General features: G+C 58.9%; 19 protein-coding genes. 18 read left to right on the forward strand and 1 reads right to left on the reverse strand.

Annotation, left to right across the window (positions count from 1 at the left end; all coding sequences use genetic code 11):
* Nucleotides 1-35 precede the first annotated feature (35 nt).
* The 3 genes from J6524_RS18285 to cobT are packed head-to-tail and all read left to right on the forward strand — an operon-like array spanning nucleotide 36 to nucleotide 2,621.
* Nucleotides 36-713 (forward strand): energy-coupling factor ABC transporter permease, encoded by a 678-nt coding sequence (locus tag J6524_RS18285; protein WP_225672968.1) that lies wholly within the window; start codon nucleotides 36-38, stop codon nucleotides 711-713.
* A gap of 50 nt (nucleotides 714-763) precedes the next feature.
* Complete coding sequence (cobF, locus tag J6524_RS18290; RefSeq protein WP_225672969.1) at nucleotides 764-1,513, forward strand: precorrin-6A synthase (deacetylating); 750 nt, start codon at nucleotides 764-766, stop codon at nucleotides 1,511-1,513.
* A gap of 52 nt (nucleotides 1,514-1,565) precedes the next feature.
* Nucleotides 1,566-2,621 carry a nicotinate-nucleotide--dimethylbenzimidazole phosphoribosyltransferase gene (cobT, locus tag J6524_RS18295; protein ID WP_225673236.1) on the forward strand — a complete coding sequence of 352 codons (1,056 nt, stop codon included), beginning with the start codon at nucleotides 1,566-1,568 and terminating at the stop codon, nucleotides 2,619-2,621.
* Here the strand turns inward: cobT and J6524_RS18300 are convergent.
* Complete coding sequence (locus tag J6524_RS18300; RefSeq protein WP_028348759.1) at nucleotides 2,616-3,191, reverse strand: histidine phosphatase family protein; 576 nt, start codon at nucleotides 3,189-3,191, stop codon at nucleotides 2,616-2,618. The genes cobT and J6524_RS18300 overlap by 6 nt on opposite strands.
* 2,581 nt (nucleotides 3,192-5,772) lie before the next feature.
* Between J6524_RS18300 and J6524_RS18305 the strand changes: the two genes are divergently transcribed.
* The 15 genes from J6524_RS18305 to hypF all read left to right on the forward strand — a co-directional run bounded on the left by J6524_RS18305 (nucleotide 5,773) and on the right by hypF (nucleotide 20,720).
* A complete protein-coding gene (locus J6524_RS18305) occupies nucleotides 5,773-7,248 on the forward strand; it encodes a coproporphyrinogen-III oxidase family protein (RefSeq protein WP_225672972.1) in 1,476 nt (491 codons plus the stop codon).
* 19 nt (nucleotides 7,249-7,267) lie between these two features.
* The gene (locus tag J6524_RS18310) at nucleotides 7,268-8,458 is read left to right on the forward strand and encodes a hypothetical protein (RefSeq protein ID WP_028348761.1); all 1,191 of its coding nucleotides are present in this window, start codon (nucleotides 7,268-7,270) and stop codon (nucleotides 8,456-8,458) included.
* A gap of 56 nt (nucleotides 8,459-8,514) precedes the next feature.
* Nucleotides 8,515-9,042, forward strand: a complete 528-nt coding sequence (locus J6524_RS18315; RefSeq protein WP_051379510.1) for a GNAT family N-acetyltransferase — start codon at nucleotides 8,515-8,517, stop codon at nucleotides 9,040-9,042.
* 463 nt (nucleotides 9,043-9,505) lie between these two features.
* Nucleotides 9,506-10,597 (forward strand): hydrogenase small subunit, encoded by a 1,092-nt coding sequence (locus J6524_RS18320; RefSeq protein WP_225672974.1) that lies wholly within the window; start codon nucleotides 9,506-9,508, stop codon nucleotides 10,595-10,597.
* A 21-nt stretch (nucleotides 10,598-10,618) separates the two neighbouring features.
* Entirely contained in the window at nucleotides 10,619-12,409 is a 1,791-nt protein-coding gene (locus tag J6524_RS18325) for a nickel-dependent hydrogenase large subunit (protein WP_225672976.1), read from the forward strand.
* 10 nt (nucleotides 12,410-12,419) lie between these two features.
* Nucleotides 12,420-13,148, forward strand: a complete 729-nt coding sequence (gene cybH / locus J6524_RS18330; RefSeq protein ID WP_225672978.1) for a Ni/Fe-hydrogenase, b-type cytochrome subunit — start codon at nucleotides 12,420-12,422, stop codon at nucleotides 13,146-13,148.
* A gap of 12 nt (nucleotides 13,149-13,160) precedes the next feature.
* On the forward strand, nucleotides 13,161-13,745 hold the full coding sequence (locus J6524_RS18335) for a HyaD/HybD family hydrogenase maturation endopeptidase (RefSeq protein WP_028348765.1): 585 nt from the start codon (nucleotides 13,161-13,163) through the stop codon (nucleotides 13,743-13,745).
* Between the two features lie 16 nt (nucleotides 13,746-13,761).
* The gene (locus tag J6524_RS18340) at nucleotides 13,762-14,052 is read left to right on the forward strand and encodes a HypC/HybG/HupF family hydrogenase formation chaperone (RefSeq protein WP_028348766.1); all 291 of its coding nucleotides are present in this window, start codon (nucleotides 13,762-13,764) and stop codon (nucleotides 14,050-14,052) included.
* A gap of 472 nt (nucleotides 14,053-14,524) precedes the next feature.
* On the forward strand, nucleotides 14,525-15,343 hold the full coding sequence (locus J6524_RS18345) for a hydrogenase expression/formation protein (protein WP_225673238.1): 819 nt from the start codon (nucleotides 14,525-14,527) through the stop codon (nucleotides 15,341-15,343).
* Complete coding sequence (locus tag J6524_RS18350) at nucleotides 15,340-15,555, forward strand: rubredoxin (protein WP_225672980.1); 216 nt, start codon at nucleotides 15,340-15,342, stop codon at nucleotides 15,553-15,555. The genes J6524_RS18345 and J6524_RS18350 overlap by 4 nt, the downstream gene beginning before the upstream one ends.
* Nucleotides 15,545-16,075 (forward strand): [NiFe]-hydrogenase assembly chaperone HybE, encoded by a 531-nt coding sequence (gene hybE / locus J6524_RS18355; RefSeq protein ID WP_225672983.1) that lies wholly within the window; start codon nucleotides 15,545-15,547, stop codon nucleotides 16,073-16,075. The genes J6524_RS18350 and hybE overlap by 11 nt, the downstream gene beginning before the upstream one ends.
* A 137-nt stretch (nucleotides 16,076-16,212) precedes the next feature.
* Nucleotides 16,213-17,166 carry a nickel-dependent hydrogenase large subunit gene (locus J6524_RS18360; RefSeq protein WP_312002416.1) on the forward strand — a complete coding sequence of 318 codons (954 nt, stop codon included), beginning with the start codon at nucleotides 16,213-16,215 and terminating at the stop codon, nucleotides 17,164-17,166.
* Nucleotides 17,159-17,500 carry a hydrogenase maturation nickel metallochaperone HypA gene (gene hypA, locus J6524_RS18365; protein WP_028348771.1) on the forward strand — a complete coding sequence of 114 codons (342 nt, stop codon included), beginning with the start codon at nucleotides 17,159-17,161 and terminating at the stop codon, nucleotides 17,498-17,500. Before J6524_RS18360 ends, hypA begins: the two co-directional genes overlap by 8 nt.
* On the forward strand, nucleotides 17,500-18,459 hold the full coding sequence (gene hypB, locus J6524_RS18370; protein ID WP_225672988.1) for a hydrogenase nickel incorporation protein HypB: 960 nt from the start codon (nucleotides 17,500-17,502) through the stop codon (nucleotides 18,457-18,459). Before hypA ends, hypB begins: the two co-directional genes overlap by 1 nt.
* A complete protein-coding gene (gene hypF, locus J6524_RS18375) occupies nucleotides 18,456-20,720 on the forward strand; it encodes a carbamoyltransferase HypF (protein WP_225672990.1) in 2,265 nt (754 codons plus the stop codon). The genes hypB and hypF overlap by 4 nt, the downstream gene beginning before the upstream one ends.
* Nucleotide 20,721: the final 1 nt, after the last annotated feature.

Genomic DNA, 20,721 nt, shown 5'->3' on the forward strand with positions numbered 1-20,721 from the left:
CGCCGTCGGGTGTGACGGCAGAAGGGACGTAAGTCGTGCATATCGAACCAGGTATCGTTACGGGCGCCAAGCTCGTGCTGAGTTACGCGACGGGTGCCGTTGCCGGCGGCTGCGCTCTCAAGCTCACGGTCGAAACCGTGCGCGAGCAGGGGGTTGTTTCATTCGCGGTGCGCACCATCGCAACAACGATCCTGGTTTTCTCATTCTTCGAACTCCTGCCGCATTTCCGGATGGGGGTCTCGGAGGTGCATTTCATTCTCGGCTCGACGCTGTTTCTCCTGTTCGGCGCAGCGCCAGTCGCGTTCGGGCTGGCGCTTGGTCTTCTGCTGCAGGGGCTGTTCTTCGTGCCGACCGACCTGCCGCAATATGGTATGAACGTGACTACGCTGCTGGTGCCTTTGTTTGCGATCCAGGCGCTGGCCGGGCGGATCATTCCTCGCAACACCGCCTATGTTGACCTGCAGTATCGGCAGGCACTTGCGCTTTCGACCGCCTATCAATCCGGCATCGTAACGTGGGTCGCCTTCTGGGCGCTGTATGGTGCGGGCTTTGCGGCCGAGAACCTCGCCTCCATCGCGTCTTTCGCCGCTTCCTATGCGCTCGTGGTAGTCTTTGAGCCGCTGGCCGATCTAGCCGTGCTGGCACTGGCGAAATCACTGAGAGCTGTGACGGCCGATGGTCTTGTTACTTATCGGCTTCACAACGCCGCCTGAGATGGCGTAAGGGCGGTCGCAATTCGCGGCCGCCCCCGTTTCATAACGCGATGCTGACACTCTCCCTGATAGGCATTGGCTGCGGCGATCCCGAGCAGCTCACGCTTGCTGCGATCCGCGCAATCAATGCGGCTGACTTGGTGCTGATTCCGCGCAAAGGTGCCGCGAAGTCCGATCTCGCCGACCTGCGCCGGCTGATTTGCGCGCAAGCCCTGACGAACAGCCGTACGCGCGTTGCCGAGTTCGACCTGCCCATTCGCGACACGGCGCAGGAGGGCTACCGCAAGGCAGTGGACGAATGGCACGACGCCGTCGCAGTGACCTGGTCCCGAGCGATTGCGGCGCATCTCGGTGATGACGGACGCGTTGCCCTGCTGATTTGGGGCGATCCTTCGCTATACGATTCGAGCTTGCGGATCGCACGAAAGCTTGATCCGTTGCCAAGAATCGAGGTCGTGCCAGGCGTCACGTCAATCCAGGCGCTTTGCGCCGCATATTCACTGCCGCTGAACGACATCGGGGAGCCTTTTCTCGTCACCACCGGTCGGCGGCTGCGCGAAGGCGGTTGGCCGTTCGGCATCGACACCGTGGTCGTCATGCTCGATGGTGGTGCCGCGTTCCAGTGGCTCGATCCGACCGGACTACATATCTGGTGGGGCGCCTATCTCGGGATGCCCGAGCAGATCACAATGTCAGGTCCGCTCGCAGAAGTGGGGCCAGGCATCGTCGCCGCACGACAGGAAGCACGCGCCAGGCACGGCTGGATCATGGATAGCTACATCCTCAAGCGCGTGTCGTAGCACTCGTGGGAAGGCAGCTGGCATCTTGAACAATCACCAAGGGCAGGACGACATGCTACCCGAGTGGGTCTACCAGGAGTGTCCGGGCGTTTCGACCGTCCATCGCGATGCCGCCCTGGCCCGTCAGGCCGAGCTCACCAAGCCGACCGGTGCGCTGGGTCGCCTCGAGCACCTCGCGATCGACCTGGCCGGTCTGCAACAAGCCGACCGGCCTCGTGCCGAGCGCGTGCCGATCATCGTCTTTGCAGGGGATCACGGCATCGTCGCGCAGGGAGTATCGGCCTATCCTCAGGAAGTTACGATCGCGATGATGTCGAATTTCGCGGCAGGCGGTGCAGCAATTTCGGTTCTCGCGCGCGAACTGGGCTTAAGTCTGGAGATCGTCGATGCCGGGACGCTCGCCGAACTGCCCATCCCGGGAGTCGCGACGGACAAGCCGCGCCGGGGCAGCCGGGATTTCAGCAAGGAAGCGGCGCTCGAGTTCGGGGAGGTCGCGTTCGCCTTCGACTGCGGCAAGCGCGCCATCGCACGCGCGGCCTCAACAGAGCCAGATCTTCTGATCCTTGGCGACATGGGGATCGGCAACACCACGACTTCTGCCGCAGTCGCCGCCGCCCTGCTTGGCATGGGCGCCGAGCAGGTGGCCGGCAATGGCACCGGAATCGATGCAGACAGCCGTGCGCGCAAGGCGCACCTGATTGATGCAGCGCTGGCTCGTCATGACCTTACAAGACCAGGAACTTCTGCCGAGCGGATCCTGTGCGCGGTCGGCGGTCTCGAAACTTCTGCGATTACGGGCGCGATCATCGCCGCCGCACAGCGTCGCCTCCCGCTCCTGATCGACGGTTTCATCGTGTCCGTCGCGGCGTTGACGGCGGTGCATCTTAATCCGTCGTGTCGGCCCTTTCTCTTATCCTCGCATCAATCGGCCGAGCAGGGGCACCGCCTAGTTCTTGAGGCGCTCAATGTGCAGCCGTTATTCAATCTGGACCTCAGGTTAGGGGAGGGATCGGGCGCCGCGCTTGCATTGCCGATCCTGCGGCTTGCATGCGCTCTGCACAACGGCATGGCGACCTTCGCGCAAGCCAGCGTTCCGAATCGCTCATAACGCGACATTCTGATTGACCGACACAATCCGCCAATCGTTCCGTAGCCGATCAATTCGGGTGATCGACAGCGGATCGATTACGAAGCGCAGTGCTGCTCGCGGTGTGATGTCGAGGGCTACGCAGAGCGCGGCGCGAATAGTGCCGGAATGGACGACGAGCGTTGCTGGACCAGCAGCTATTTTACGAAGTCCATCCCGAACCCTCGCTACCTGATCTTCGAAGCTCTCGCCGCCGGGTGGGTTTGAACGAGCGGGATCCTTCCAGAACTCGGCGTATCCTTCTTCTCCGAGAGCGGCGAGATCGTCGTGACGTCGACCAGTCCAATCCCCGAAGTCCTGCTCCCGGAACTCAGGCACCAGGATTGGATCAAGCTCGAATGCGTGTGCGGTATCGACAGTCCGTCGAGACGGACTCGCATAGCTTGCGGCGTCCCGCGGCAAGCGCCTTCGGACGGCTTCCAAATGCGCCCGATCGCTGAGATCGGCCGATGCGCCCGAAGGAGAAATCGTTCCTTCGATAGAATCGACGACCGCATGCCGTACCAACCAAAGAAAGGCTTCCCCTTCCATCCCTATATCTCCGATGCTTATCAATGCGACAAGCATTTTTAACATTCGCCCGCGGAGGCTTTACCGCGAAGGACTGATATCACGGCCAGAGAAAAATGCGTATCTCAACACCCCCGGCGCCGACCTGGAACGAAGGCGCGTTGCCTCGCGTCAGACCACTTTCTCATGACCGCGCTCGTCCCTTCTCGTTAATGCGACGGCGATGGGCGCTCGCGCCGAAGTGTAGCAACTCGTTGCGAGTGTGGCGGTCGTCTAACCAACCTGCGCAAGCAATTTCCGAAAGAATTGCGGGGTGTCGCCACAGCGGCGACCTAGAAAAAAAGGCCGCTTGTAATGAACAAGCGGCCCAAGTCTAGGGAGGAAACGCCCAAGGAGGGCTGCGATAGCGCATCGCGCTACCGTGGTGCATATATGCGTTCGCAGTGCACAAAACGCAAGAGTTGACTTCCGGATCGGCATCAAAGCGCATAATTTCCCGAGGCGCGCTCACGCCTTCGGGTGAAGCCGTTTGCAGTCACATGCTATTAACGTCAACTTTCTCCTTATCCACTCGGCAACGATATCCCTGTTGATGCTGCCTTGAAATTATGGCGCGTGGCGAAACTGAGGCGCCAGCGGCTCTGACTTGAAATGCGAAAGGAGACGACGGTTCCTGCACAAAAAGCGAGCGACGAGCAGATCCGTAAGCCGAAAGTTCTCACAAATTCGTGCGAAGACCCTCAAGTGACACTTGAATCGCACGTAGCGTCAAGTTGTATGCTTCAGAGCAGTGTTTCCGACTTTGCGAATGATGTCGTCACAGTGCGTTTGAAAAGACGCAAGGAAGAAGTCCGGAAGCTGAGATGTCCCGATGGCGCGCCACTTCTCATGCTTCCAACGTTCTCGCTTCCGCATATGTTCCGCCGTGCTCGCAGGGCATTCTCGTAGCGACGTGAGCGTCATTGGCCGTGCGCATATAGCAACCACCGTGCCGGAGGCGTCCTTAACGTGTAAGCTGCCGAGTTAGCCTCAAAACAATTGCGGACTAACGAATATCTTTGCCTGGCTCTGAGAACGTGTTCAGGTGTTACTCAGAGCATCAATCGAGACGCATCTTCAGTGGAGCCGGCATTAGTCGACGGCCACGCAAGTTGCATCCCGCTGGCCCGGCGTGGACAAGCGCCCCCAGTCTGCATCGGTGCTCACTAACCAAGGACGGACCCTCGTGTAGGCTTTCGGCCGCTCCATCGGTATAATTGAGTCCACCTCAACCGCGCTTTCACTGCGCGATCGGTCGGAACAGCCGAATTCAGCTCTCGAATGCTTCTGAAAGGTGGTCAACAGGATCGAACGTTATCGCAGTCAAAATCATCTGGAAGATGCAGGCGAAGTCGTTGGCAGTTTGGGCGCAGATTGGCATACACACTCGACGTCATTTCCGTCGTGGATCAGGATCAGTCAGTAGGTGAAGTATTGCCGAATATCCGTTTCCGTGGGGTTTATCGGAGAAGCATGGTCTTTGACGACCGTCATAAGATTACGTGAAAGGAAAAACTGAGGCCGTTGTCGACATTGTTGATGCGAACGTTGGGCTGAATTCCTTCGATCTTGTTTCGAGAAAAGAAAGCGAGCTAGATTTCGTTTGGAACGGATATCGGCCTTCCCTTGGCTAAAGCTAACGGCGACGCCTCGCCGCGAATGAACCGTCGGCACCATCCCTCTGCCGACGGAAGCTGGTGCGATGTGTAGCAGCGTCGCTCCTCCGAGGCTGGCTTCCCGCTCGGCCGACGAAAGGGACCTGGCTTCTTTACTGTGGCGAGTATAAGCGCTCGCTTAGAGATCTTGCATTTGATCTCACACCCCTGAAGTCAGGTGGTAATACTATTCCAAAGACCATTCGCCAACTGCCGCGGAGCTCCGGAAAGTTGGAAAATGCTGCCAGAGCCCGGCAACGCCCCAAAACCCTGGCACCGCCGTACTACGGGGCTTCTTTGCGGATCGATTACGAAGCGCACCGCCGCTCTCCCAGGCCTACCTCCCGCTCGGCCTCCGGAACAGCGCAACTAAGCTCGTCGAGAGAGGACATCATCGTTTGATGCTCCTCGTGTCGTGTTCAACGTGTCCGGTTGAAGACACGTATGTGCGGAAACCCACACCACGGCGCAAACATGCCTCGCCGCGGCGCGAAGTACATGGTTTTCGCTCTTCGAGGAAGACTCGCACGACGTGCTTGGTGGCACGTAGTTTGCTGGAAGGGATCCGCACGACTATGCCGCTCTCCCAGTCGTAGGCGCACGAGCGAAATGAAACCTACTCGATTGATCCAAATCAACGCCGGAGACGCCGCACTGAGTGCCGTCGTGTTTCGCAACGCACGAAGACGCATTGGCCGCGACATCTGCCTGTCCTCGACAAACTGTACTCATCCCGCGCGCCGCGCCGGCGCTTGGCGAGGTGCGATCTGACCTGCGTCGAGCGACGGGAGACAAATGCAGTTCGCTGATCGAAATGCGCTTCTCAGTAAGAGGCAAAGAGATGTGACGCCGGCCGCAGCTGCCATCGCGGCTTGCCTACACACGAACATTAATGGGAGTCCGAAGGCATGAACACGCCAAGCTATTCCGAGGCCCTGGAGTTCGCGATCGACCGCTCGTACGAGATCAACCTAGACATGTTGAGATCGCGAAACTTGCACCTTGATTCATACAACGATTATCTCGTCGGCACATATCCGCCTCTCAAAGCAATGGGGGACCTGAATGCCGAAAGATTGTTGAATAAGGTCGCGTCGTCAATTGATCTCTATTTTCACATTCCCTTCTGTAATCAGTATTGCACCTTTTGCCACTTCGCCAAGGAAATCAATCCATCTTCCGAACGAGTGGAACGTTATCTGGCGGCTTTGAATAAGGAGATGAGTTGGTCAGAGGCGGCGCTTGCTGGCAAAGATATTGAAACTGCGTTCTTTGGAGGTGGCACGCCCTCCTTTTTGACGAACCGTCAACTCAAAACGCTGTTTGATATGACTAATCAGCGCTTCGATTTATCGAAATCCGAAGTAAGTTTCGAGTTGCATCCCTCTCTTGTGAAGCATGCGGACGCTGCCGATTGCATATCCACTCTAATTAGAGGTGGGGTAAACCGATTTGTGCTGGGCGTGCAAAGTCTAGACCCGACTATTTTGCGCATTCTGAACCGCGGACACGGTGTAGAGGAGGTGATACAAGTCGTAAAACTGCTGAATGAGATGGGCATTGAGAATCTGTCGCTTGACCTCATGTATGGGCTGCCGCAGCAAACGCTCCGGAGCTGGTACGACTCGATTGTCGGCCTGTTGGAAATGGGAATTGAGAAGTTCAATGTATTCCCATTGATGTTCAAATCGACTGACCCCGTAGCCCGCCATTTGGCCAGAGGGCGATATCAATTCGCGGGGGCTAAAGAGCGCATCATAATGCACTTTATGGCAGAGCACATTCTCACGAAACTCGGCTATCGCCACGGGCCGATTTTTTATTGGACTAAGAGGTCGCAGCCCCACTCCGTTCAACAACGCCGTAAGTACGATTCCTGGAATGATAACAATCTTGTCCCATTCGGGGTTGGTGGATTTGGCTACATGAGCCAGTGCCAGTTCTATAACGAAGCAGATTTGGATCGCTATCTTTCTAGGGTTGAGGCAGGCGAGAAGCCGGTATGGAAGGGAGCTGTACTCTCGCAGGACGACCTCATGCGGCGAACGTTAATGTTTGCCTTGCGAAGCAGCGGAGTGTTGCTCTCCCGCTTCAAGCGGGAGTTTGGGGTATCGGTTGAGGAATACTTTGGCCGCGAGCTTGAGATCTTAAGGGAGGCAGGTCTCGTCTGCATCTCAAAAGACGGAGTGATGTCGTTAACTGCCGCCGGCAATATCAACTCGGGCGCCGTATCACTGCTATTCTTCTCCGACAATGTGCTTGAGCGGGTCGCGTACAACGATGGCAGGATAGCAGATAAGCGAACCGATCTGCTCGAAAAACACGACTACTCGCCCGCCGCAAGATACGGGACAAGTGCAGAAATGCAGGCTGTCTTTCGATGAAATCAGGGCGCGCTCTTCCATGGTCGCTCACTTATCCTTTTCCACTCCGAAGCCGCCGCCCAATCGGGCGCAGCAGATATTTTCTCATCTAACCGATCGCATTGACCGCGAGCAGCGAAAACGCCCGCTGGGGCTCGTCAGCAACTTTGTCGCCGATCAGCTGCCGCATCGCATTGCCGAGATCAAAGACAGTAAACGGCCAGATGAAGGGGTCAAGGCGCTTGGACGCAGCATTAACGCGATGATTGCATCGGCTGATTATGAGGTACAGCTGCTGAATCTACCGCAGCCCGACTTCGCCATCGCCAAGACAGACATCCACTATCTCGTCAACTGTGCTTATCAGATGTCAGCGTTTGCTGGTCTTCATCCGGTAGAAGCGGAGTTGACCGTGGGAGAGGAGCTGAGCCGTCTTGCCCGATTGAGTTGTCATCGGCAGCCTAGTATTGAGGTTCTCTCGTATGAAGATATGATTCTTACAAACCCGGTGCAGAGCGATCCACGCGTATATTGCCTCGGCGCGGCCGGTGTCGAAGAGCGAGATTTTTGCTTGGGTCACCAACTCATCGAGAGCGAGCTACAGCTGGCAATCGAAGCTCTACTTGAATTGCGTGACACGGCTGAGGCGGACGCTGGCCACTGTCTTGCGGTATGCTTGGAGTGCCTTGAGTCAGCAAAGTTCATTCTGACGCGCTTTTACGAGCATATGTCACCTGACCTATTTGGCCAATTTCGTGTGTTTTACGGAAAAAACCCTTACAAGAATAGGCTTGGCCCGAGCGGCCGGTTCTCTGCGCGGATCGTGGCGGTCTCGGTGCTATTGGTCGGTGATGATCTCTTCCAACAGAAGCCGCAGTTTTATAGGGATGTATATCGGCTGTCTGAATACTATCCGCATGAATGCATTAACGAGGTGTTTCGCTGGTTGTCGCCGGGCAATGCAAGCGCGGAGCTCACGCCAGCTTGGCTAAAAGGGAAAGCGGACTTTCCCAGGTCTGCAACCATTTCACCCGTCATCAAACGCCATGGTAATGAAATCGCAAAGCTATGCGCGTCTTGTGTTTATGCGCTGGATCAGTTTACGCGGATGCACCGTATTACTGCCTTAAAATATACGGTCGAACCGGGTCGTCCAATTGTCGGAGTTGAGGCGTCTGAAAGTGTTGAGGCTGTTCTTTCACAGCGGCTGTTGACCGGGGCGCGTTTCTAAGCTGACGGTGTGCGTCAGGCGTGTGGTGTCCGACATCGGTCGAAAGGTGATGTGCGATGTCCAAAGAAAGGGTGATCTTTCGTCGGTTTGAGTCGGGGGATACTGATGATGTGTGGCATATGCACAGAAGCGCATCGGAGGATGTTGGTGTGCGCGGCCCTGAAGGGGCGTGGGAGGATGATCTACGCAACATTAGGGAAGTATATATCGCGTCAGGCGGAGACTTCGTGGTTGCGCATATTGGTTCCCAGCTCGTTGCTATGGGCGGATTGAAACCTATTGGCGGTGATGTCGTAGAGCTGAAGCGGATGCGAGTCGATCCCACCTTTCAACGACGTGGGCTTGGGAGGCGAATTCTTAATGAATTGGAATTGCGAGCCGGTGCTCTAGGGTTCAAGTGGATAATTCTTGACACGACAAAGATCCAGGTAGGGGCTCAAAGACTTTACGACACCGCTGGCTACATTCGCCGCAAGGAAGGGATGTTGCATGGATATGCAGTGATCTTCTACGCTAAGCGGCTCACCGGCCGGGATGACCCACCTGACGACATTGCGAGCGTGGAAATCCAAATCCACTCTTGAGAGGCCAGCTTCGTGAAAACTTAAAGAAGGTGAAGGCGCCGGATTTCGGCGCGCGACGACGAAGAGAAGCGCGTAGGGTGAGCTCGACGAGTAGAGAGGTGGCGATATCCTCCTATAGCATGATGTTTAGCTATGAGGCAGTGTCGAACAGAGACTTGGTTATGCAGATGCTGCGGCCGCACACCGTGCGTCCGTTCGGCTTCGCGTCATTTGAACGGCAGACTGATCGCAAAGTCACCGAGCTCTAGCCAGCAGCTTGCTTGCGCTTCTGATCGAATGCGTGCCGTTTCCTCGGCTCTCATCGCGCTTGCGTGACGTATTTGAGCGCGTCTTCTGGAACCGGCCTGGCATCTCTCAAGTGTTTCACGTGTGGTGTTGGCCTGCTTCTTGCTATCAGAGCGCCAGTAAGTCGTGGATAACTGTCGAACGGGCGGGCTGAATAGCCAACAGCGTGGAAGGGTTTATGGGCGGGGCAACGGAAACGTTTTACAGCGTCATCAGACGTCAGGGTATCACACGTCGCAGTTTCCACAAATTCTGCAGTTTGACGGCAACGAGCCTCGGGCTCGGTCCGCTTGCGGCAAGCCAGATTGCCAACGCGCTGGAGACAAAACCGCGTGTGCCCGTGATCTGGATGCACGGGCTCGAATGCACATGCTGCTCGGAAAGCTTTATCCGTTCGGCCCATCCGCTGGCCAAAGACGTGGTGCTGTCGATGATCTCGTTGGATTATGACGATCCAATCATGGCGGCGGCAGGACACCAGGCCGAAGCCATCCTTGAGGAGACCCGCGCCAAGTACAAAGGCCAGTATGTGCTTGCGGTCGAAGGTAATCCTCCGCTTAACGAAGGCGGCATGTTCTGCATTGATGGCGGCAAGCCGTTCGTCGAAAAGCTTAAGGCGATGGCGGCAGATTCCATCGTGATCATCGCTTGGGGGACTTGTGCTTCCTGGGGTTGCGTGCAGGCAGCTAAGCCCAACCCGACTCAGGCGACCCCGATTGATAAAGTGATCACGAACAAACCGATCATCAAGGTGCCCGGCTGCCCGCCCATCGCAGAGGTAATGACCGCCTTGGTGACCTTCATCACCACGTTCGGGAAGCTTCCCGAGCTCGACCGCCAAGGGCGTCCAAAGATGTTCTATTCTCAGCGGATCCACGACAAGTGCTATCGGCGCCCCCATTTCGACGCCGGCCAGTTTGTCGAGAGGTGGGACGACGAGTCCGCGCGCAAGGGCTATTGCCTCTACAAGATGGGATGCAAGGGGCCCACCACCTACAACGCCTGCTCGGCCGTTCGGTGGAACGGCGGCGTTTCCTTTCCGATCCAATCCGGCCACGGCTGCTTCGGCTGCTCGGAAGACGGCTTCTGGGACAAGGGCTCATTTTACGATCGACTGACGACCATCAAGCAATTCGGCATCGAGGCCAACGCCGATCAGATTGGCATGGCCGCTGCCGGCGCGGTCGGCCTAGCCGTTGCCACGCACGCGGCGGTCACGGCCGCGAAGCGGCTGACCCGTAAACCTGGCCGCGTAGCTCAGGAAAAATAACTAATTCAGGGAAGGACAACAATGGGCGCCCAGACACCCAATGGGTTCAAGCTCGATAATTCCGGCAAACGCATTGTCGTCGATCCGCTGACCCGGGTCGAAGGCCATCTCCGCGTCGAGGCCAATCTTGATTCCGATAATGTAATCTGCAACGCGGTCTCATCCGGAACCATGTGGCGCGGCATCGAGACGATCCTGCGTGGACGCGATCCTCGCGATGCCTGGGCGTTCACCGAGCGGATTTGCGGCGTCTGCACCGGCACGCATGCGCTCACCTCGGTGCGCGCGGTAGAGAACGCGCTAGGTATCATCATTCCTGAGAATGCTAATTCGATCCGCAATATCATGCAGCTCTGCTTGCAGGTGCACGATCATCTTGTGCACTTCTATCACCTGCACTCGCTGGATTGGGTCGACGTGATTTCCGCCCTCAAGGCCGATCCCAAAGGGACCTCTGCGTTGGCGCAATCGATCTCCTCCTGGCCGCTATCATCGCCAGGCTATTTCAAGCATCTGCAGATCAGGCTGACAAAGTTCGTTGAATCAGGACAGCTCGGCCCGTTTAAGAATGCCTATTGGGGGCATCCGGCCTACAAGCTTCCGCCGGAAGCGAACCTGATGGCCTTAGCGCACTATCTGGAAGCGCTGGACTTCCAGAAGGACATCGTCAAGATCCACGCCATCTATGGCGGCAAGAACCCGCATCCGAATTGGTTGGTCGGTGGCGTGGCCTGCGCCATCAATGTCGATGGTACCGGTGCAGTGGGTGCCATCAATATGGAGCGGCTAAACCTGGTATCCTCGATCATTGGCCGTGCGATCGAATTCGTCGAGCAGGTTTATCTGCCCGACGTTGCCGTGATTGGCTCCTTCTACAAGGACTGGCTCTATGGCTGCGGTCTCTCGGGTAAGAGCGTAATGTCCTATGGCGACATTCCCGAGAACGCCAATGATTATTCCGCGAAAAACCTCAAGCAGCCGCGCGGCGTGATCCTCAATGGCAATTTCAGCGAAGTTCTGCCGATCGATCACGGCGATCCCGAGCAGATCCAGGAGTTCGTCGCTCATTCCTGGTACAAGTATCCCGATGAAACCAGGGGGCTGCATCCCTGGGATGGTATAACCGAGCCGAATTTCCGGCTCGGGCCCAACGTTAAGGGCACCAGGACCGACATCAAGGAGCTCGACGAGGGCGGCAAATATTCCTGGATCAAGGCGCCTCGCTGGCGCGGCAACGCCGTCGAGGTGGGACCGCTGGCGCGATACCTCATAGGTCACGCACAAGGCAAAGTGGAGTTCAAGGAGCCGACCGAGAAGCTGATGAAGAGACTCGATCTTCCTTTCGCTGCACTCTTCTCGACGCTCGGCCGCACTGCGGCGCGTGCGCTCGAATGCCAATGGGCCGCGCACCAGATGCGCTATTTCCAGGACAAGCTTATGGCGCATATCAAAGCGGGTGACACCGCTACCGCCAACGTCGATAAATGGAAGCCGGAGAGCTGGCCGAAGGAAGCCAAGGGCTACGGTTTCACCGAGGCGCCGCGTGGTGCGCTCGGGCACTGGATCAAGATCAAGGAGACCAAGATCGACAACTATCAATGCGTCGTGCCGACGACATGGAACGGCTCGCCACGTGATCCAAAGGGCAATATCGGTGCATTTGAGGCCGCCCTTGTGGATACGCCGATCGCTGATCCGGAGAAGCCGCTGGAAATCCTGCGCACGATCCATTCTTTTGATCCATGCCTGGCCTGCTCGACCCATGTGATGGGGCCGGATGGCCAGGAAATGGCAACGGTCAAGGTCCGCTAGGGGAGGCGGCATGTTGGACAAATCTCTGCAAGCGCTAACCGCCGCTGTCACGCTCGACCCCGTGCGCTCCAGCAGCAGCGAGCGTGGCGTCGTCTACGTCTACGAGGCGCCCGTGCGGCTGTGGCATTGGATCAACGCGGCGGCAATCCTGGTGTTGAGCCTCAGCGGCTATTTCATCGGCAGTGCGATACCAACCATGCCCGGAGAGACAAGCGACAATTTCCTGTTCGGCTATATCCGTTTTGCGCATTACCTCACAGCCTATGTGCTCACGCTCGGCTTCCTCTTGCGCATTTACTGGGCGATCGTGGGAAACCCCTATGCTAAGCAGATTTTCTACGTGCCGCTCTGGCGCAAGAGCTATTGGCGCGAGGTGTGGCACGAGATTCGCTGGTACGCTTTCGTTGCGGCCGAGCCGAAAGAATACGTCGCGCACAATCCGTTGGCCCAGTTTGCAATGTTCTTCATGTTTACGCTGACGATCGCATTCATGATCGTCACCGGCTTTGCACTGTACGCGCAGGGCACCGGCAACGACAGCTGGCAGTACAGGCTGTTCGGCTGGGTGTTTTCGATTTGGCCGAACAGCCAGGACGTCCACACCTGGCATCATCTCGGCCTGTGGATGATCATGACATTTGCGCTCATCCACATCTATACAGCAGTTCGCGAAGAGATCGTGTCGCGCCAGAGCATCGTCTCCTCGATCATTTTCGGCGAGCGCGAATTCCGCGATTGATTGACGATGCAGATGCCAACTCCGGAGAACACCAAACGAATCCTGGTGCTCGGCATCGGCAATATCCTGTGGGCCGATGAGGGGTTCGGCGTTCGGGTGGTGGAGCAGTTCCACCGCCGCTACGCCGTCCCTGGCAATGTCACCATGCTCGATGGCGGCACGCAGGGGCTCTACCTCGTCAACTTTCTCCAGGAGGTCGATTGCCTGATCGCGTTCGATGCCATCGATTATGGACTCGCGCCCGGGCACTTGAAGCTCGTGCGAGATGAGGAGGTGCCGAAATTCACCGGCGCCAAGAAGGTGAGCCTGCATCAGACCGGTTTCCAGGAGGTCTTAAGTGCGGCCAACCTCCTTGGCCGCTGCCCGCGAGAGCTCGCTCTAATCGGCTGTCAGCCACTTAATATGGAGAATTGGGGCGGGCCGCTGACGGCTCCGGTGCGCACTCAGATTGCGCCTGCGATCGAACTGGCTTGCGAACTGCTGGCGCAGTGGGGTTCTCCGGCAAAACTGCGGACCGCGCCGCTACCTCAGTCGGATCGTCTGCTCGCGAACGATATCGACCACGCAAACTATGAGAGGAGGGGGCGACCGATCTAGCGGCTCGCGGATTACCATGTGCCTTGGCTTGCCAATGACGATTATTGAGACCGACGGCATGTCGGCGCTTTGCGAATATGGCGATGAACGGCGGCACGTCTCAGTCATGCTGCTCTCCGAGCCGCCGGTCGGTGCCAAGGTGCTTGTCCATATCGATACCGCGGTGCGGCTCTTGGATGACGACGAAGCTCGGCTGATTGCGGACGCGCTTGAGGGCCTTTATGCGGCCCTCAATGACCATGATTGCGATCTTTTCTTTGCAGATTTGATCGCTCAAGAGCCGCAATTGCCCGAGTACCTGCGCTAGCCCGGTGCCGCCTCCCGGTCACTGCCTGCCCATCTTTGCCCATATCAGCGGAATCCGAATTTGAAGCCGAAACAAGCTTCACGAGGAATATCTCGAGCGGGTGCTGATCCGAGCGGGAACGCAATCGCGGAAGAGCAACGATTGGCACGTCCCTTGCTACACCTCATCCAGCAGAACCATGGAATATCAGAGTGGCGGCTAATGGACCTTCAGTCCGGGAAACATGATCTGACGCGGCTCCGTCTGTTCGAGGTGGGGACCGCAAGCGTCCCACAAGCGCGAGACACTCGGCATGATCGCCAAGATCCGGGAGATCTCTATCGACCGCATTTCGAAGCTCATTGATCGCCCGCGCGCCAATGGCGCGTTCGTGGACATAAGTATCATCCCTCTCAGCACACCATCGGAACGTCGCATTATGAAACAGGTTTCCGGCTCGCGCCCGATAGCGCCGAGAAAATGCGAGCGGCCGATGCGCGTGTTTCCTATCGCCGCGGAAAGTCTCCACGCAGCCCATAGCGGACTAACGGCTGCGGGGGCGCTCGCGAAGCCCGCTGCGCTCAATGCCATCGAGCTGGCAAGGAACTGTCCGAACGCCATCGCGCTGTTGTATTCCGTCGCGGCTGCCGTTGCCGGCCAGAAGAGCGATGTGCCGACGCAGCTTTTCCGGATCGGAAATCTCAGCGATCTCGAGCGCAGGCTGATTGCGGAAGTGCTTGGGGAGGGCGATCTCGCCGGCGTCGTTGCGCTGCCGGGTGGCCGCGTGGCGCAAATCCAGGAATCGGTACTTGCGGGAATCTGGCGCGTGCGCATCGAGACCGACACCGCACATGAGTATGTCGAGGTCGGTGCGATCCCGGAGATCGTTCGGCGCGCCGCAACCGATCTGACGTCGAGGGATCTCATGATCGGCGCGGCACCCGACGGCGCGATGAACGTGCTACCGGTGCTCACGGAAATCCGCGAGCGGGCACTGGCCTGGCAGCCCGGTATGCGCTCGCACATCATCAACTTCACCCTGCTGCCGATGAGTCCGGTCGACCTGGCTTTTTTGCAGCAAAGCGTCGGAAACGGTCCGATCCAGATCATCTCGCGCGGCTACGGGAGTTGCCGAGTGCTTGCGACGGGCATCCGGAACGTCTGGTCGGTGCAGTTCTTCAATGCCATGGACACCATCATTCTGGATACGCTGGAAGTCGGCGGCGTGCCAATGGCTGCCTTGGCCGCCGAGGAAGATTTCTGGGGTTCCGCCGAACGCCTGCAAGAAATCATCAAAGCTTACGTCGAATGACGAGCTTCGAGAATTTTGGTGTCCGGAAGGATATCGCAAACGGCGCGCGCATGGAGTGCGGCATCTGTTGCATCGTCTACGACCCGGTTGAGGGAGATGAGGCAACGCAAATTGCAGCGGGAACGCCTTTCGGCGGGTTGCCAGAAAATTGGCGTTGTCCAAACTGCGATGCGCCCAAATCGAAGATCATGGCGATTGAAGATGACGCCTGACCGCGAACGGCATTCCCGCAGGAGCATGCACCTCGCTGCGTCGGCGTGGGGCGAGATACTCGCGGCAGTCTATCGGGATATCGCCGATCGTACCATGCGCGACCTGCCGATCTTCAACGAGGCCTTGAGCATCGAAGCGATCGGCTTTCGCGCGCGCGAGGGCAGGGTCGTCGGCATGATGGTCACGCCCTGGTTCATGAACGTGGTCACACCCATGCGTGACAGAACTTCGCATTCGCCTCCGAGCCCGGGATCGAACCTGCGCTTGCGATTTCCGGCCGGCGAGATCGAATTCACCGTCAGTGAGCTGGCGCTCGTGGGCTCGATCGCGAGCTACTCACTGTTCTCGCCGATGTTTGAGTTCAAGGATATGACGTCCGCGCGCGCCACCGCCGAAGCAGCGCTGGCGGCGCTGATGTCGCCGGCCAATCGCCCGGCGTCACATGGGCCCGATGCGCGACATGGTTCGATCGACCGCCGGCATTTCTTGCGCGGTGTACTGACGGAGCGGCGCGCATGAGCCTCGCCGTCCGCAACCAGATCGATGTTACCGTATCGCTTGCTGGCGACGCAATTGCCGCGGTCGAGATTCTGCCGCGCGTCCGCCCGCCACTGGGGCGGCTGTTCGCCGGCCAGCCGGCCGCTTCGTTGCTCAACGTGCTGCCGCGAATCTTCTCGTTGTGTGCCGCCGCGCACCAGGTGGCATTCCTGTCCGCGATCGAGGCGGCGCGCGGCGAAACCATCAGCCTTGCGACGCGACAGCATCGTATCGTTATGGTCGTTGCCGAGCGGCTGGCGGAATTGCTGCGGGGCCTGTTTGTCGGGCATTGCGCGCTGGATACCACCAGCGCCGCAGCGATCCGCGCCCTGATGGAGGGGGTATCGGCACTTCTCAGCAGCGCAGAGCCCAGCTGCGGCCAGGTTCGACGCGAGGTAACAGCGCGGGTTGCGATTGCGCTGGCAGCGCTTGGCATAACGAACGAAGACGGAGCGCCGGCGCTCGGTAACCCACTAGCGCTTAGCGTCGCGGCTCTCGAGGAAGACGCGTTGAACCCAACGCCGATGCAGCAGTCGTTTTTGTCCGTTGCTGACGACCGCGACGTCATTGAACGGCTCGTGGATGATGCAGGATTTTGCCGCTGTCCCCACCTTGAGGGCCGCGTTCCCGAAACAGGTGCGTGGGCACGCCAAATGATGCGTGATCAGCTCACGCTAGGCCGGTCGGGGCCGGCCGAGCGGCTGAAGGCGAGGATTGCGGAAATCGTGCGGCTGCACGCTTGGCTCGGCCCCGGTGCTCATGTTGAAACAGCAGAGGATGGGATCATCGAAAGCTACAGGCTGGGGCCGGGCCGTGGTGCGGCCGCGGTCGAATGCGCCAGGGGACGTCTCTATCACGCGGTTGAGCTTGATCGTCAGGGGCAGATGTCGCGCTTCCAATTTCTTGCCCCGACCGAGTGGAATTTCCACGCGCGCGGACCGCTTGTCCGCGGCCTGCAAGGCGCGGTGCTGGCCGCGAAACCACAGGCACAGGGTGCCGTTCGCGCGATGGTCGGATCCTTTGACCCTTGCGTTGGGTTCACTCTGAATTTTCGCGAAATTGGCGATGCATGAAATGGCGCTTTGTGAGGGTATCGTCGAGATCGTCGAGGAGGAGGCGCGCCGGCGATCATTTTCCAGGGTGAAGACCGTGTGTCTGGAGATCGGGGCGCTGAGCCATGTCGCTCCCGAAGCGATGAAGTTCTGCTTTGCGGCCGTTGCCGCGCGGACCATCGCCAATGGCGCGGTTATTAAGGTCGTCGAATTGCCTGGTGTCGCCTGGTGCATGGCCTGTTCAAGGAGCGTTGAGATTGCGCAACGCTGTGAGCCGTGTCCCTGCTGCGGCAGCTATCAGCTGCAGGTGACCGCGGGCGAAGAGATGCGGGTCAAAGAGCTGGAGGTCGACTAATGTGTACCGTATGTGGCTGTAGCGAAGGAACGCCCTCCATCGAACGCGCCGACGCGCAAAGTGCGCAAACCCAGGGGCATCACCATGATCATACGCATGATCACTGCGGTCACCACCATGATCATAGGCATTGCGGTCAAAAGATGCATGATTCTCAGAACCATTACCACGGCCATGATCACCATCATGATCATAGCGGTCAGCATGCTCAGCGCGGAGGGGCGCTTGGGGATTGCGGCGCCGACCCGGCCGGCTTGAAGATCGCGGGTATGAGCAGCGAGCGAGTCATTCAGATCGAGCGCGACGTCCTTGGCAAGAACAATAGGATCGCCGCCGACAACCGCGCGCGCTTCCTGGCCGATGACCTGCTCGTATTCAATCTTGTCTCCAGTCCGGGCGCAGGCAAAACCTCGCTGCTCGTCCGCGCCGTCTCCGAGCTCAAGGGTAGCCGCCCGGTCGGCGTCATCGAGGGCGACCAGCAGACCTCGAACGATGCCGATCGCATTCGCGCAACCGGCGTGCCCGCAATCCAGATCAATACCGGCAAGGGCTGCCATCTCGATGCTGCCATGGTCGGCGAGGCTTATCGCCGCTTGCCGCCGCTCAAGGGCGGTATTCTCTTCATCGAGAATGTCGGGAATCTAGTTTGCCCCGCGGCGTTCGATCTCGGCGAGGCCTGCAAGATCGTCGTGTTCTCGACCCCCGATGGTGAAGACAAGCCGCTCAAATATCCGGATATGTTTGCCGCATCGTCGCTGATGCTGATCAACAAGATTGATCTGGCGCCGGTGATCGACTTCGATTTAGCCCAGACCATCGAATATGCGAGACGCGTCAATCCGAACATTGAGGTGCTGACGGTTTCGGCGCGTACGGGCGAGGGCTTTGCCGCGCTCTACGCTTGGATCCGGAAGCAGGCTGCGTATCAGAGGCGTCCGGTCCAGGACGCATTGCGATGAGCGCGAGCAGCGACGCCATCATCCGCGGCGGAACGCGGCTGCGGGTGCGCGTTAGTGGCGCCGTGCAAGGTGTCGGCTTTCGTCCATATATTTATGGTCTCGCTACCCGCTATGGGTTGACCGGGTTCGTCGCCAACGATCCCGATGGCGTGATCATCGAGGTTGAGGGCGACCGTACGTGCGAGTTTGTGGTCGCTTTGCCACTCGAAAGGCCTCCATTGGCGCGGATCGACCACATCTCCGTTCAGAAGATTGGCGCGCTTGCAGCGAAAGACTTTTCGATCCGCGCCAGCGAACACGGGAGGGTGTCCACCCGAATCGTCGCCGATGCCGCGACATGCCAGCAATGTCTTGATGAGTTGTTCGACCCGAACAGCCGCCATTACCTCTATCCCTTCATCAATTGCTCTCATTGCGGCCCGCGCTATACCATCGCCGAACGGCTTCCCTACGATCGCCGCAATACAGCGATGAGGAAGTTTGCGATGTGTGCCGCCTGCGCGAGCGAATATGCCGATCCGGCGAGCCGCAGGTTTCATGCGGAAGCGATTGCGTGTCCGACATGCGGTCCTCGGCTCAGTCATGGGATCAACGACATTGCCACGGCGGTCGACGGCGGCCAAATCGTTGCGATAAAGGGAGTTGGCGGGTACCAGCTGCTTTGCGACGCTCGCAACCATGACGCCGTGCAGCGTTTGCGCAGGAGGAAGCAGCGCGACCAGAAGCCGTTCGCGGTCATGGTCGGTTCCGTAGAACAGGTCAGCGAGATTGCGGAAGCGAATGCCGCCGAGCTGCCACTGCTCGAATCCGTCGCCCGCCCGATCGTTCTGCTGCCGTCGCGCAACAATCTAGCGCCGGCGATAGCCCCCGGCCTGTCGCGCGTCGGCGTCATGCTGCCGGTGGCCCCGTTGCATCACCTCATCTTCCATGCGCTTCGTTCGACAGGTGCATGGCATGGGGTTGAAGGTCCAGTCATTGTCAGCACCAGTGCTAATCCCGGCGGCGAACCGCTCCCGATCAACAACGCGGAGGCGCTGCGGCGGCTCGCGGGCATCGCCGATCTTATTGTGACCCATGATCGCGATATTCTGACGCGCGCCGATGATTCCGTGGTGGCGGTAGTGGCGGGGCGGCGCCAATTCATTCGTCGAGCCCGCGGCTATGTTCCCGAACCGATCCGGCTTGCGAGGTCTGTGCCGCCCGTGCTCGCCGTCGGCGGCGCGTTGAAATCGACCATCACGGTTACCCGGGGCAGTGAGGCCTTCGTCTCCCAGCACATCGGCGATCTCGATACGGCTGAAGGCATTCGCTTCTTCGAGGAGACGATCGGGCACCTCACATCGACCCTCGACATCGATCCTGTCGTCATTGCCCATGATCTGCATCCCAACATGGCGACTACCCGCTTTGCGGAAGCAAGCGGCCGCGCGCTGGTCGCTGTCCAGCATCACCACGCGCACGCTGCCGCCGTCATCGCGGAGCATGGCCTTGGGCGGCCTACGCTCGCCCTTCTCCTCGACGGCTATGGTTATGGCTCCGACGGCGGCAACTGGGGTGGCGAGCTATTGTTGTGCGAAGGCGCCGGGTTCCGACGGATCGGGCATCTCGCGCCCTTGAAAATGCCTGGCGGAGATCGCGCAGTCCGCGAGCCTTGGCGCATGGCGAGCGCCATATTTCACTTGCTGGGACGGAAAAACGAAATCAGGCTGCGCTTTGCAGCACAGCCGCAGGCCGAGCGTTTGCCGTCATTGCTCGATCAGCCCAGCGTGACGACCACCAGCGCGGGCCGGCTGTTTGACGCAGCAGCGGCGCTGCTGGGGATCGCGACTTTGCAAAGCTATGAGGGCGAAGCCGCCATGAAGCTCGAGGCGTGTGTGCGGCGGACTGCGGTGCTTGAAGCGGGCTGGATGATCGATGGCGACGTGCTGTCCTTTCGCCCGCTGTTTGCGCGCTTGATTGCAGACAACGTCGGTGCCACGGAGGGAGCCGGGCTGTTTCATGGCACGTTCGCCGCTGCCTGCGTTGACTGGATCGCGCGCGCGGCGCGGACAACGGGCGTTGCCACCGTCGTTCTGAGTGGCGGCTGCTTCCTGAACGCGGTACTCGCGGAAGAAATCCAGCGCGGCTGCATTGCGGCCGGCCTCACTCCGCTGCTCCCACGGCGGGTTCCGCCCAATGACGGTGGCTTGAGCCTCGGACAAGCCTGGATCGCCGCTCTGCAGATTGCAGAACGGCCGTCAGTCCTGGAAAGAATAGCGTGAT

The sequence above is a fragment of the Bradyrhizobium hereditatis genome (genome assembly GCF_020329435.1).
Lineage (GTDB): Bacteria > Pseudomonadota > Alphaproteobacteria > Rhizobiales > Xanthobacteraceae > Bradyrhizobium > Bradyrhizobium hereditatis.

Bases quoted from the DNA above. Each gene is read 5' to 3' on its own strand.
- cobF (WP_225672969.1), top strand. From the start codon at position 764: ATGCTGACACTCTCCCTGATAGGCATTGGCTGCGGCGATCCCGAGCAG.
- cobT (WP_225673236.1), top strand. From the start codon at position 1,566: ATGCTACCCGAGTGGGTCTACCAGGAGTGTCCGGGCGTTTCGACCGTC.
- J6524_RS18300 (WP_028348759.1), bottom strand. From the start codon at position 3,191: ATGGAAGGGGAAGCCTTTCTTTGGTTGGTACGGCATGCGGTCGTCGAT.
- J6524_RS18305 (WP_225672972.1), top strand. From the start codon at position 5,773: ATGAACACGCCAAGCTATTCCGAGGCCCTGGAGTTCGCGATCGACCGC.
- J6524_RS18310 (WP_028348761.1), top strand. From the start codon at position 7,268: ATGGTCGCTCACTTATCCTTTTCCACTCCGAAGCCGCCGCCCAATCGG.
- J6524_RS18315 (WP_051379510.1), top strand. From the start codon at position 8,515: ATGTCCAAAGAAAGGGTGATCTTTCGTCGGTTTGAGTCGGGGGATACT.
- J6524_RS18320 (WP_225672974.1), top strand. From the start codon at position 9,506: ATGGGCGGGGCAACGGAAACGTTTTACAGCGTCATCAGACGTCAGGGT.
- J6524_RS18325 (WP_225672976.1), top strand. From the start codon at position 10,619: ATGGGCGCCCAGACACCCAATGGGTTCAAGCTCGATAATTCCGGCAAA.
- cybH (WP_225672978.1), top strand. From the start codon at position 12,420: ATGTTGGACAAATCTCTGCAAGCGCTAACCGCCGCTGTCACGCTCGAC.
- J6524_RS18335 (WP_028348765.1), top strand. From the start codon at position 13,161: ATGCCAACTCCGGAGAACACCAAACGAATCCTGGTGCTCGGCATCGGC.
- J6524_RS18340 (WP_028348766.1), top strand. From the start codon at position 13,762: ATGTGCCTTGGCTTGCCAATGACGATTATTGAGACCGACGGCATGTCG.
- J6524_RS18345 (WP_225673238.1), top strand. From the start codon at position 14,525: ATGCGCGTGTTTCCTATCGCCGCGGAAAGTCTCCACGCAGCCCATAGC.
- J6524_RS18350 (WP_225672980.1), top strand. From the start codon at position 15,340: ATGACGAGCTTCGAGAATTTTGGTGTCCGGAAGGATATCGCAAACGGC.
- hybE (WP_225672983.1), top strand. From the start codon at position 15,545: ATGACGCCTGACCGCGAACGGCATTCCCGCAGGAGCATGCACCTCGCT.
- hypA (WP_028348771.1), top strand. From the start codon at position 17,159: ATGCATGAAATGGCGCTTTGTGAGGGTATCGTCGAGATCGTCGAGGAG.
- hypB (WP_225672988.1), top strand. From the start codon at position 17,500: ATGTGTACCGTATGTGGCTGTAGCGAAGGAACGCCCTCCATCGAACGC.
- hypF (WP_225672990.1), top strand. From the start codon at position 18,456: ATGAGCGCGAGCAGCGACGCCATCATCCGCGGCGGAACGCGGCTGCGG.